General features: G+C 71.6%; 16 protein-coding genes. 5 read left to right on the top strand and 11 right to left on the bottom strand.

Annotation, left to right across the window (positions count from 1 at the left end; genetic code table 11):
- Positions 1-87: 87 nt before the first annotated feature.
- The 4 genes from VFW66_07150 to VFW66_07135 are packed head-to-tail and all read left to right on the top strand — an operon-like array spanning position 88 to position 2,362.
- Positions 88-1,389, top strand: a complete 1,302-nt coding sequence (locus VFW66_07150) for a response regulator (GenBank protein HEX5386453.1) — start codon at positions 88-90, stop codon at positions 1,387-1,389.
- 31 nt (positions 1,390-1,420) lie between these two features.
- Entirely contained in the window at positions 1,421-1,822 is a 402-nt protein-coding gene (locus VFW66_07145; GenBank protein HEX5386452.1) for a hypothetical protein, read from the top strand.
- 1 nt (position 1,823) lies between these two features.
- Entirely contained in the window at positions 1,824-2,081 is a 258-nt protein-coding gene (locus VFW66_07140) for a DUF5985 family protein (protein ID HEX5386451.1), read from the top strand.
- A complete protein-coding gene (locus VFW66_07135; protein ID HEX5386450.1) occupies positions 2,081-2,362 on the top strand; it encodes a DUF5985 family protein in 282 nt (93 codons plus the stop codon). Before VFW66_07140 ends, VFW66_07135 begins: the two co-directional genes overlap by 1 nt.
- Before the next feature lie 206 nt (positions 2,363-2,568).
- On the opposite strand, the gene VFW66_07130 is transcribed toward VFW66_07135, so the two are convergent.
- The 4 genes from VFW66_07130 to VFW66_07115 all read right to left on the bottom strand — a co-directional run bounded on the left by VFW66_07130 (position 2,569) and on the right by VFW66_07115 (position 4,496).
- Complete coding sequence (locus VFW66_07130) at positions 2,569-3,582, bottom strand: DinB family protein (GenBank protein HEX5386449.1); 1,014 nt, start codon at positions 3,580-3,582, stop codon at positions 2,569-2,571.
- Positions 3,583-3,611: 29 nt separating this feature from the next.
- Entirely contained in the window at positions 3,612-3,941 is a 330-nt protein-coding gene (locus VFW66_07125; GenBank protein HEX5386448.1) for a hypothetical protein, read from the bottom strand.
- Between the two features lie 24 nt (positions 3,942-3,965).
- A complete protein-coding gene (locus VFW66_07120; GenBank protein ID HEX5386447.1) occupies positions 3,966-4,169 on the bottom strand; it encodes a hypothetical protein in 204 nt (67 codons plus the stop codon).
- Between the two features lie 63 nt (positions 4,170-4,232).
- Positions 4,233-4,496, bottom strand: a complete 264-nt coding sequence (locus VFW66_07115; GenBank protein ID HEX5386446.1) for a hypothetical protein — start codon at positions 4,494-4,496, stop codon at positions 4,233-4,235.
- Positions 4,497-4,709: 213 nt separating this feature from the next.
- Here VFW66_07115 and VFW66_07110 point away from each other — a divergent pair, with 213 nt between their 5' ends.
- Complete coding sequence (locus tag VFW66_07110) at positions 4,710-6,050, top strand: hypothetical protein (GenBank protein HEX5386445.1); 1,341 nt, start codon at positions 4,710-4,712, stop codon at positions 6,048-6,050.
- Positions 6,051-6,056: 6 nt separating this feature from the next.
- Here VFW66_07110 and VFW66_07105 read toward each other — a convergent pair whose 3' ends face one another.
- From VFW66_07105 to VFW66_07075, 7 genes are all read right to left on the bottom strand, one after another.
- Positions 6,057-8,087 (bottom strand): serine/threonine-protein kinase, encoded by a 2,031-nt coding sequence (locus VFW66_07105; protein ID HEX5386444.1) that lies wholly within the window; start codon positions 8,085-8,087, stop codon positions 6,057-6,059.
- A 109-nt stretch (positions 8,088-8,196) separates the two neighbouring features.
- Complete coding sequence (locus VFW66_07100; GenBank protein HEX5386443.1) at positions 8,197-9,024, bottom strand: class I SAM-dependent methyltransferase; 828 nt, start codon at positions 9,022-9,024, stop codon at positions 8,197-8,199.
- 2 nt (positions 9,025-9,026) lie between these two features.
- The gene (locus tag VFW66_07095) at positions 9,027-9,518 is read right to left on the bottom strand and encodes a DUF488 domain-containing protein (GenBank protein HEX5386442.1); all 492 of its coding nucleotides are present in this window, start codon (positions 9,516-9,518) and stop codon (positions 9,027-9,029) included.
- A 4-nt stretch (positions 9,519-9,522) separates the two neighbouring features.
- A complete protein-coding gene (locus VFW66_07090) occupies positions 9,523-10,335 on the bottom strand; it encodes a methyltransferase domain-containing protein (GenBank protein HEX5386441.1) in 813 nt (270 codons plus the stop codon).
- A gap of 81 nt (positions 10,336-10,416) precedes the next feature.
- Complete coding sequence (locus tag VFW66_07085; GenBank protein HEX5386440.1) at positions 10,417-10,650, bottom strand: hypothetical protein; 234 nt, start codon at positions 10,648-10,650, stop codon at positions 10,417-10,419.
- 81 nt (positions 10,651-10,731) lie between these two features.
- A complete protein-coding gene (locus VFW66_07080) occupies positions 10,732-11,070 on the bottom strand; it encodes a hypothetical protein (GenBank protein ID HEX5386439.1) in 339 nt (112 codons plus the stop codon).
- Positions 11,071-11,191: 121 nt separating this feature from the next.
- Entirely contained in the window at positions 11,192-11,734 is a 543-nt protein-coding gene (locus VFW66_07075; GenBank protein ID HEX5386438.1) for a c-type cytochrome, read from the bottom strand.
- Positions 11,735-11,760: the final 26 nt, after the last annotated feature.

Below are 11,760 nucleotides of genomic sequence, written 5' to 3'. Positions count from 1 at the left end.
CGGTCGGGCGGTCAGATGGACGAGCCGGGCGGGCGGTCAGGCGGTCAGGTGGACGGGCAGCCGATCGGGCGGTCAGGCGGTCCGGAAATGGCCGAGACCGAAACTCATGCGCCGCCCCCTCTGACCGATCTCGACGACGACCCCGACCGCCCGGCCGCCGGACCGCCCGACCGCCGGACCGCCCGACCGGCCGCCCGTCCGGCCGCCCGTCCGGCCGCCCGGCCGCCCGCCCCGGTCAACATCCTGCTCGTCGACGATCAGCCGGCCAACCTCGTGGCGCTCGAGGCGATGCTGGGGTCGCTCGGGCAGAACCTCGTCACGGCGCAGTCGGGGCGCGAAGCGCTCAAGCGGCTGCTCACCGACGAGTTCGCCGTGATCCTGCTCGACGTGAAGATGCCGGACATGGACGGTTTCGAGACCGCCACATTGATCCGCGAGCGGGACAAATCGCGCCACACGCCGATCATCTTTCTCACCGCCGCCGACCGCACGCAGACCGAGGCGGTGCACGGCTACGCGGTGGGCGCGGTCGACTATCTCGTCAAGCCGATCGTGCCTGAATTCGTGCGGTCGAAGGTGGCGGTGTTCGTCGAGCTGGCCAAGAAGACGGCGCAGCTGAGCCGCCAGACGGAGCTCCTGCAGGCGAGCGAGCAGGCGGCGCACGCCATGGCGGCGGAGCAGGCGGCGCTGGTGCGCGAGCTGGAGCACAAGAACCGGGAGCTGGAGAGCTTCAGCTACGCCGTCTCGCACGACCTCCGCGCGCCGCTCCGGCGCATCGACGGCTTCGGACGCATGCTGCTCGAAACGCAGGGGCCGCACCTCGACGAGAGCGGCCGCCGCTGCATCGACCGGATGCGCGAGGCGAGCCAGCAGATGGCGCAGCTCATCGACGACGTGCTCTACCTCGCGCGGGTGACCCGGGCCGAGCTGCGCGAGCACGAGGTCGATCTGAGCGGGCTCGTGGGGGTCATCGTCGACCGGCTGCACGAGGCCGAGCCGGCGCGCGAGGTGGAGGTACGCATCCGGCCCGGCGTCACGGCCCAAGGCGACGGGCAGTTGCTCCGGATCGCGCTCGAGAATCTGCTGGAGAACGCCTGGAAATTCACCGCCAGGGAGCCGGCGGCGCGCATCGAGTTCGGCATGACCCAGGTCGCCGGCGAGCCCACCTACTTCATCCGCGACAACGGGACCGGCTTCGACATGGCCCACGCCGATCGGCTCTTCGGTCCGTTCCAGCGCCTCCACCTGGCGAGTGAGTTCCCCGGCACGGGCATCGGGCTCGCCACGGTCCAGCGCATCATCCACCGGCACGGCGGCCGGATCTGGGCCGAGGCCACGCCGGGGCAGGGGGCGACGTTCCAATTCACGCTCGGCAGGTCCCGGGCGTAGTGGCGGGCGGCGCACCCACGGGGAGCGCCCGGTGAGCCCGGGCAGCATTCCGGAAGACGTGGACCGCTTCCTCGCGCGTCACGTCGACACCATCGAACATCTCGAAGTTCTGCTCCTGATCTACCGCTCGCCATCCGAGGCATGGACGGCGGACGCGGTGGCGCGCGCTCTCTACAGCCAGCCGACCTCGGCCGCGCGGCGCCTCGCGCTGCTCAGGGAACAGGGGTTGGCGAAGGAGTCGACGGAGCATACCGACCCTCGGGCCTACTCCTACGGCCCGGCGACGCCGGAGCTCGACGCCACAGTCCGGCGGCTGGCGGAGACTTATCGCGAGCGCCGGGTCGCGGTCATCACGGCCATCGCTTCACGCCCCATGGAAAACGTGCGTGCGTTCTCGGACGCCTTCCGGCTGCGGAAGCCGGCGGAGGAATAACATGGCTCCGTTCGTCTACGTGCTCTGCGCCCTCACGAGCTTCGCGTGCGCCGCGTTGCTGCTCCGGGGCTGGCGGACCCGCGGGGTGGGACTCCTGTTCTGGAGCGGCCTCGGATTCGTCGGATTCGCGCTCGGCAACATCATGCTGGTGGTCGATGTGCTGGTGCTGCCGAGCTACGATCTGGCGCTGCTCCGGAGCGTGCCGATCCTGGCGGGACTCGCGGTCATGCTGTACGGCCTCATCTGGGAGACGCGGTGATGCGCGCCTACACGCCGGTGCTGCCGATCATCTCGGGCGCAATCGTCGCGGGCTACACGGTGGCGGGGCTCTTCTTCCTGCGCTTCTGGCGGGAGACGCGGGACCGGCTGTTCGCCGTCTTCGCCGTGGCGTTCTGGACCCTTGGCGTGCAGCGGCTCACGCTCGCGCTGCTCAACGATCCGCCGGACGAGGCGGTGACGGGGCTCTACCTGCTCCGGCTCGCGGCGTTCGTGCTCATACTCTGGGCGATCTTCGACAAGAATCGCGGGGGGAAGAGGTAGGGCGGCCGCCGATCGGTGCTCGTTCGCCCGCAACGGAGGGGGTCGCGCCTGCGCGGACTGCAGTTCGCTCAATCGGCGAGATCCCAAGGGGGGCTACCGCTCACTGACGTCCGCTCCGGCGCCACCCCCTCCGTTGCGGGCTCGCCGGCGCTCCGAACCGCGGCCGCTCGGAGCGCGAAGGTTGGCAGCCCCACACGGAGGCCGTTCTAGCGCGCCGGCATCTTCGCGAGATACCGCTCCCGCAACACCCGCGCGTGATGCCGCTCGTGCCCCGCGATGATCGCGCCGAGCGCACGCGCGGTGACCTCCCTGCCGCTCACCACGCCGCGGCGCCGCAGCGTCTCCGGATCGAGCGAGCGGAAGAGCGCCAGCGTAGAGGCCCGCGCCGCGCGCAGCTCGTCCACCAGCGAGGCGAGCGAGCGCCGCTCGAACCCGGCGCCGTTCACATAGGCCTCCTCGTCGAACGAGGGCAGTGGCGTCTTGTCCCCGCGCGCGATGCAGAGGGCACGATAGGTGAAGATGCGATCGGCGTCGGCGAGGTGCCCAACGACTTCCTTCACGCTCCACTTGCCCAGCGCGTAGCGGAAGTTCGCCTGGGCGTCCGAGAGCGCGGCCAACGGTGCGACCGTCTCCTCGAGCTGGCTCGCCAGCACGGGAAGCACGTCATCGGCGGTGAGCTCGACGAGATACTGCTCGTAGAACGGATCGTACTCGCCGGGTTCGGGGCGGGCGAGGGCGGCGACTGGCATGTGTTCCCCCTGGTGGTCGGGCTCCGCTCGCTCCGGTTCGACCCACGCGACGGCGGCGCCGACCGCGATCTCGCCGTCGTCCAGCACCTCGGCAAAGGCGCCGCCGCCCCAATCCGGCCGCATCGCCGCCTGCAGGCCCGGCACCGCCTCGTCCATCCGCTCGCACGGCATGGTGGCGCCGCCGATCCGGAGCCGGCAGCCGCCCACGCGGAGCACGCGGCCGCGGCTCTCGACGAGCGGCACGCCGCTCACCATCAGGTTGGCCCGCCGGGCCGACGGCGGTGCCGCGCCGCCCACCTCGCGCATGAGGCGATCCCACGTTTCGCGCTCGATGATCGTCACCTGCCGCCGGCGACCCTGGTCAGCGTTGCCGACGAGCCCCTGACCGGCGACGAGCGTTGCGGCGGACACCGGGTCCATCGGTCCCCAGTGCGCCCGCTTGATCCAGATCGCCTCGAGGCGCCCGGGCACGGATCGGCGGCTCGGGAAACCCGACGCGCCTACGCGCGCCCGCCGAGCGCGCGGCGCAAGGCGTCGGGCTCGGCGGGCACGGCGACGCCGCCCACGCGCACGGTCGCCACCCGCCCGTTGAGACGCTCGGAGAGCCACGCCGCGACCGGTGCCGCGGCGTCCGACGGCAGGTCGAGCAGCTCGAAATCGAGCCGCCCCGATGAGCCGCCGCCCTGGCCCGCCGGCACTCGGCCGTCGAACCGGAGCCGCCCGCCGCCGGGTGTAGTGACGGTCGCGCCCGGCTGGAGCGAGCCGTTCATGCTCATAATGTCAAACGCGATGGTGATGTCGTCAGTGTCCAGCCTGAGCGGTATCGGCATGTAGTCCTCCAGGCCGCGCGGCGCTTATTGTTCCGAGCGGCTCGTCGAGCGGAGATAGAGTCCAACCAGCAGCAGCGCGACGCCCGCCATGATCGGCCCCGGGCCGCCGTAAGTCTCGAGCCAGAACGGCCGCTCGGTGGCGCTCCGAAGATGCTCGACAAAGGTGACGAGGCCCAGCACGGTCCCGATTACGCCGAGCAGGATGAGGAGCAGGGAAGCGAATCGCATCGAGGTCGATCTCCGGGTTGCCTGGCGAAGATAGCGGAGCCGGCGGCGCCTGTCAGCGCGCCATCACGCGGAGCGCACTCTGCCGCTGACCAGCCCGAACACCTGCTCATCGACCCAGCGCAGCAGCGCGCCGTCGATTTCCTCGACCGGCTGGTCCATCGTCTGCGGCATCACCTCGCGGCGCTTGCCTTCGCTCATGAGAAACCACATGGGCGGCAGGGCGGACTCCCCGCGGCGCTCGTTGGCGACCCGGCCCTCGTAGGACACGAAATGGAACTCTCGGCCGCGGTGGACCAGGCGCCGCTGTTCGACTTTATAGCTGCTCACGTGAGTCTCGATTTCAGAGGTCGGATCGCGCGCCAAGTCGTGCACGCGGCCGAAATCTAACCGGGAATCCGTACGGCGGCTCGCTTCCGTGCAGCCGGTCCGACGCCGCCGGCGACACGCTCTGCAGCGCCCCTTGCCGAGTGGTCGAATCCGTGCTAGTCATGGCGGGCCGGTGACGTCCGGTGCCCCTCCACCATTTCGCCAGCAAACTGCATGCGCCGCCTTCTCGTGACCGTCGCGCTGGCCGTGCCCGCTGCCCTCCCGGCGCCCGCGTACGCCCAGCACCTCCGCGATCAGATTTCGCAGCTCTTCATCTTTACCGCCGGCCAGGACCCGCTCTTCCTCGGCGGCTCGGGCGATCCCAACAATCCCGAGTCGATCCGCATCCACGGCAGCCACTTCATTCCCTCGGCGGCCTCGAGCAACGGAACGGTGATTGCCTTCCTCACCGACGCGGTGGGGAGCAGCGCGGCGGACGTGCCGGTGAGCGCGGCGAGCGGCGGCTCGACGTTCAGCTTCGAGGGCGGCGTGCCGACCCGCACGTCGACATCGGCGGGGCCCATCTTCGGCGAGCGCGCGCAGACGCTGGGCCGCGGGCGCATGCTGGCGGGGGTGACCCGCACGGGCCTCAGCTTCAAGACGTTCCGCGGCGTGGACCTCGACAATGTACGCTTCACCTTCACCCACGCCAACGTGGACTTTCCCGGCTGTGATTCGGTGGCGGGGGGCGACTGCTCGCTCATGGGCGTGCCGACGGTCGAGAACGAGACGATCGACCTCGGGCTCGCGCTCGACATCCACGTCACGGTCACCTCGTTTCTGCTCACCTACGGCATCACCGATCGGGTGGACCTCGGGGTCGTGTTGCCGATCGTCACCACCTCGATGCGCGGCAACAGCAGCGCGCAGATCAACCCGTTCGGGCCGCCGCCCGCCGTCCACTTCTTCGGCGGCACGCCCACCAATCCGGTGCTCACCGCGACGCGCTTCGTCGAGGGAGCGGCGACGGGCCTGGGCGACGTGGCCGCGCGAGCCAAGGTCAACCTGCGCCGGGGCGATCCGCTCTCGCTCGCGCTCCTCGCCGACGTGCGCTTCCCGACCGGCAGCGAAGAGGACCTGCTCGGCGCGGGCGCCTTTGCCGTGCGCGGGCTCGCCGTGGCGTCGGCCCGGTTCGGCGCCTTCTCGCCGCACGTGAACGTGGGGTATGCCTACCGCGGCGGCGAGTTCCAGACCGACGCGGTGCTGGCCACGGCGGGGTTCGACCAGCTCTTGGCGCCGTGGGCTACGCTCGCGGCGGACGTCATCTCCGAGCTGCAGGTCGGCACCAATCCGCTCGTGGTGCCGGCGCCGGTCGTGATCCAGTCACCCTACCGCCGCGTCATCACGCCCACCACGATCCCCGACACCCGCGACGATCTGGTCGATGCTTCGCTCGGCGTCAAGCTCACGGCGGTGCAGGGCGTCACCTTCATCGCCAACACCGAGTGGCCGCTCAACCGCGGCGGGCTCCGGCCGAACCTCATCTGGACGGCGGGGCTCGAGTACAACTTCTGACGGCGGCTAGCGCACCTCGCTGATCTGCCAGCCGCCCGGCGCGAGCCGGAACGCCGCGTGGAAGGAAATCGCCTGCTCCTCGCGCCGGTGTGTGCTCTCGTTGGTGTAGGTGTAGGAGCCGGTCACCTGTCCGTCGGCCGCGCCCGTTCCGATCGAGAGCTGCGCGAGCCCAAGCTGCGCGTCGACGTGGCTCACGATCGTGAAAAACTGCTCCCACGACTGCTGCTGCGAAGCGGTCATTGCCGGATAGATGCGGCGGAGGTCGGCCACGCTGCGCGACCGGACTGCGGCCGCGTAGTCGGCGACGAGGCCGCGAATCGCCGCGCGCGCATCGACCTGGGCCGGCCGCGGCGCCGCCGCCGGCGGGGGCGGGGGTGGGGGCGCCTGCGACTGAGCCGACGGCGAGGGGGAGGGGGTCACTGCGGCCGACGAGGCGCGCTGCGGAAGAACCGCGCTCGATGAGGGCGGCGCGCTCACCCGCGGCGTAAGGGAAGGCGTCACCGGCGCAGGGACCGCCGAGTCCCGCGGGCGAACGCGCGCAAGGGCGGAGTCGCTCGGTGCGGTGCGGCGGGCGGAATCGCGAAGCGCTGGTGGCGGCGCGGATGGTTGCCGCGCGGATGTTGGGGGCGCGGATAGTTGCGCTTTGCGCTCTCGGGCCGCGGCGGCGAGCGAATCCCGGGCCGCTCCCGCCGACGAATCCCGGGCCCGCGCACGTCTGACCGGTGCAGCGGTCGGAGGCCGAGTTCTCGCCGATTCGGCTTCGTGCTTCTCCGGCGCCGCGTGCTCCGGTCGCTGCGCCTGCGCGGCCGCGGGGGACGAATCTGCCGCTGCCGAGTCCCCCGCTGAAGCAGCCGGCGCCGCTGGCTTCGGCGGCGACGGCACCGCGGGCGCCGCAGCCGGCGACGTGATCGGCGCCTCAGTCGGTCCCGACTGCGGGTTGGGCGTGCGCGCCTGCCGGAGCAGGACGGCCGCGGCAAGCACGAGCACACCGCCGGCCGCGGCGAGCGTCACCGCGCGCCCCCGTTGTCCGTGGCCCGTGGGCGTCCCCGCCGCTTCCGGTGCGTCAGCATCGCCGCCGGGGTGCGTGCCGGCCGGCGTCGTCGCCGCGGCGGTGCCGCGCCCTGCGGGTGCGACGACGCGCGTGGGCGTGGTACCGCCGGTCGGCGTTCCGATCGCGTCCAGCGTGTGCTGCACCTCGAGCGCCGTCTGTGGCCGATCGGCCGGTCGCTTGGCGAGGCACTGCATGACGAGTGTGCCGAGCAATGGCGGCACGCCGGGACGGAGCCGGTCCACCGATTCGGGCGCTTCGATCGCATGCGCGGCGAGCGTGGCCTGGGGCGAGCGGCCGGCAAACGGCGCTCGCCCCGCGAGCATTTCGTACGCCATGGCACCGAAGGCGTAGATGTCCGCGCGGTGGTCGGTCGTGGGATCGGCGGTGGCCTGCTCGGGCGCCATGTACGCCGGCGTACCGAGGGCGATGCCCATCGAGGTGAGCGCCGTGGGGCCCGCCTCGGCGTCGCCGATCGCGTGGCTGCTCGTCCCCGACTCGCGCAGCGCCTTGGCCACGCCGAAGTCGGTGACCACCGCGACACCGCCCGAGAGCAGCACGTTGTCCGGCTTGATGTCGCGGTGCATGACGCCGTGGCCGTGGGCGTATGCGATTGCCGACACCACATCGCGCAGGATGCGCAGCGTCTCGTTGATCGGCAGCTCGCCTTCGCGGCCGAGGCGCACCCTGAGCGATTCGCCCGCGATGAACGGCATCGTGAAAAACGGCAGCCCCTCCGACTCGCCGGCAGAGAGCAGCGGGACGATGTGCGGGTGCTGGAGCTGCGCCGCCAGCTGGATCTCGCGCCGAAAGCGCTCCACGCTCACACCCGCCGCGAGCTCGGGCAGCAGCACCTTGACCACCACCCGCCGGCCGAGCGCCGTCTCATGGGCCAGGAAGACGCGCGACATCCCACCGCCGCCCAGCTCGCGGTCGAGGCGATATGCGTCGCCCAGGGTGGCCTGGAGCTGCGCGGCGAGATCGGTCATTTGGCTGTGAAGGTGGCCCGGCGGGCGCGAAATCGCCAGACGGAGGCGGTGCGTCAGGCGTAATGGACGAGCACGTAGCGGAGCAGCACCAGCACGACGGCGAGAATGACTACCCCCCCGGCTCGACGGCCCACGCGCCTACCAGCGCGGGCGCGATGACGACACCGCGCCCCCGGACGGTTTCCTCGCGGAGGCGGTCGGCCAGCGTATCGATCCTGATTTCGTCGGCCGTCGCCACGCCGTAGCGCTCGATCGCGGGGAGCAGGCTGCGGATCAGATGCGCGAGCGCGGCGTACGTGGGGGCACCGGGGCCGCCGTCGATCCGATTGCGCATCACCATCTGCGGCGCCGGCAGTCCGGCGTCGACGAACGTCGTCAAGAGCTTCGCGCCCATCTCGGTGTCCGCGCCGCTCCGCCTGAACGACTCGAGGACCCACCAGCCGACGTTTTCGAAGAGCGGGTACGCGGGCAGGGCGACGGCGGTGCTCATGATCATCTCGTGCATCACGACGAGCGCGCCGGCCTTGAGATGCCGCCGGAGCCGCCGCAGGGTGGCCGCCGGGTCGGCGAGATACAGGAGCACGAGGCGGCCGACGAGCGCGTCGAACTCCCCGCCCACGTCGAGCTCGTCGAGGCTGCCCTCGGCGAAGGTGACGTTCGTGAGCCCGGCGCCCGCGGCCCGCTCGCGCGCGAGGCGGATGGCGTCGGCCGAGCGGTCGACGCCGAGCACCGAGCCCGATGGCCCCACCACGCGCGCGGCGAGAAACGACACGTCGCCCGGGCCGCAGCCGATGTCGAGCACGCGCATGCCGGGGAGGATGCCGGCGCGCTGGAACAGCTCCTCGGTCAGCTCGCCGAAGAATCGCGACTGCTGGATCAGCCGCTCGAGCTCCGCCTCGGAGTGGCCGAGCGCGTAGCTGGGCGCTGCGGGGGCCATGGTCATGCTCCGGACGGGTCGAGGTGGACGACGCGCACCGGCACCAGCGCGTCGAGTGCGGCGGCCACCATGCTCCGGTGGCAGTGGGCGGCGTCGGCCTCGAAGCAGAGGAGGCAGGCGCGGCGGCCGGCGCGCACCAGGTCGGCCAACGCATCGAGCGCCGCCTGCGCCTCCGGCAGCACGAGGTGGCCCAGGTAGATCGTCCGCATTTCTTCATGCCGCCCGGCGCGGGCGGCGGCGCGCCCCGCGGCCGGCGTGCCGAGCGCGCGGAGATGGAGGTACTCGATGCCGCCTTCCATCAGGTGCGCGGCGAGCAGCGACTTGGAAAAGCCGGGGCGGCGCGAGCTGGCGACGGCGCGCACATCGACGAGCAGATCGATGCCGGCGGCCAGCAGCGTGTCGACCACGTTCCGTGCGGTGGCGCCCTGATAGCCGATCGTGGCGATCGAGTGCGTCGGCGCGGCGCGTCGATTCACCGGCCTGCGTGCCGGCATGGCCTCAGCTGCGGCGTGCGGGCTTCCGTCCCCACACCTGGAAAACGCGGGGCGAGCCCAGGAGCGACCGCGGGTCGTCGGTGAATGCGGCGAGCGCGGCGACGGTCTCCGCCAGCTCCTCGCTGCTCGCGAGCCCCTCGGCCTCGACCGCGTCGCAGATGTTCACCATCGTCGTCAGACAGAGCTGCTTCTCGGGCGCGCGGGCGGCATGGACGAACTGCACGACTCCGACATGCACGTCCTCGAGTCCCGCGTCGACGCAGAGCGGGTACAACCGCGGGCCGAGATCGGGGTCGCCGCCGCGCCGCGCAATGACGGCGCCGTAGAGCTCGCAATACCGGGTATAGGCGGCATTCGGCGGCCAGCAGAAGGAGCCGGCGAATTCGATGTCCTCCAGCATCAGCACTCCACCCGGGCGGAGCGCCTCGACCAGCCGGCCGATGATCGCCCCGCGCTCGGCGAGGTGCGACATGATGAAGCGGCCGTACGCGACGTCGTAGCTGTCCGGCTCGGCCCACAGGGTCGCGTCGCTCATCCGGAACTCGACGTTGGCGAGGCCGGCGCGGTCGCACTCGCGCCGGGCCGCGTCGAGCTTGACCGCGTCGACGTCGATGCCGACGACGCGTCCGCCCGGTGCGACCCGCCGAGCCAGCGCGCGGCTCACGTGTCCGGGCCCGCAGCCGAAGTCGAGGCAGGTCATGCCGGGACCGACGCCGGCGGCCGCGTGGAGCGCTGCGGTCGCCGGTTCCATGATATGCGCGACCAGCTCGAGCCGCCGCGCGCCCTCTTCACCGCCGCGAATCGCGTACGTCGTCATCGCCGCACCTCGCGAGTTCATCGCCGCCGCCGCGCCGCCTGGCGCGCGCGCGTTCGCGTTCGCTGTCGCGTTCGCTGTCGCCTACGCGCGGTCCGCTACCGTCGTGACGCCTTCCTTGCGCGCGCAATGGGCGCAGCAGTAGAACGTGCCGCTGGCCGCGATGCCGTGGCCGATGATCTTGCAGCCGCAGTGGTCGCAAATCGGCGCCAGCTTGTTGATGGCGCACTCGAAGCTGTCGAACGTATGGGTATGGCCGGCGGCGACGACCTGAAACGACAGCTCGTAGTCGTTGCCGCAGACTTCACATTGTGCCATGGGGTCCTCCGGAGCAAGTGGCCCACCCAAGCTGCGCGCCGCGGCTCCCGACCGCAACGGCCGGCGCGGCGCGGGGCCGCCTCAGGCGCCCGGCCGCCCCGCGCGGAGCGAGAACCGGTAGAGCGCCCAGCCCACGAGCCCGCCCATGGCGGCGAGCGCCCACCACATGGCGAGCGCCGCGAAAAAGATGACGAGGAGCGTGAGGCCGACCACGCTGGTCCATCCCGGCTCGGTCCACTTGACCACGCAGGCATAGAGCGGGGCGAAGAAGATGAGGGCGACCGTCGCGATGCCGGCCCCGCGCAGCATGGCCGCGCCGTCGCGCCCCGGGCCCGACGGCGCCACCAGCGGCCGGCCGAAGAGCGCGCCCGCGGCAGCAGCCGCCAGCGCGGGCAGGCCCAGGTAGAGGAGCCAACTCACCCAATCTCGGCTGGTGACGAGAACGGGGCCGAACCAGACCGCCGGCAGCAGCGCGCCCGCCGCCCCGAACGCGAGCGCGGCGGCGAGCCGGGGCGGAAGGCCGCGGCGGGCGCGCGTGAGGTCACCGAAGGCTTGCGAGATAGTGCGCCAGATCCTCGATGTCTTCGTCCGAAAGCGTCTTGGCGACGCTCGCCATGGTTCCCGCGTCGTTCGTCCGTGTGCCGGTCTTGAACGCCGTGAGCTGTTTCACCACATAGTCGTGCTGCTGCCCCGCCACGCGCGGAATCTCGTTCTGCCCCTTGAACTCCCCCAGGTGGCACATGGTGCAGAGCGTCTCGGCCGCCTTCTTCTCGCCGCGCGCCACGCGCGCCGGATCGGTCTTGAATTCGGCGGGGTGCAGCGGTTGCGCGGAGAAATACGCGGCCACGTCGTACATGTCCTGCCGCTCGAGCGACTTGGCGACGGGCGTCATGAGCGGGTCCGCCCGGCGGTCTTCCTTGAAGTCCTTGAGTTGGAGATAAAGGTATCGGGAGGTCTGGCCGGCGAGATTGGGCACGAGCGGCTGGGCCGAGCTGCCGCCCGGCCCGTGGCACGCCGTGCATATCTGCGCCCTGGATTGCCCCGCGGTGGTGTCCTGCGCCGCCGCCGCGGCAACGAGTGCCAAGCTCGCCGCGGCGGCAACGCACGGAA

The organism is Gemmatimonadales bacterium, assembly GCA_036279355.1.
Lineage (GTDB): Bacteria > Gemmatimonadota > Gemmatimonadetes > Gemmatimonadales > GWC2-71-9 > DASQPE01.
This window is presented reverse-complemented; position numbering and strand designations above follow the sequence as displayed.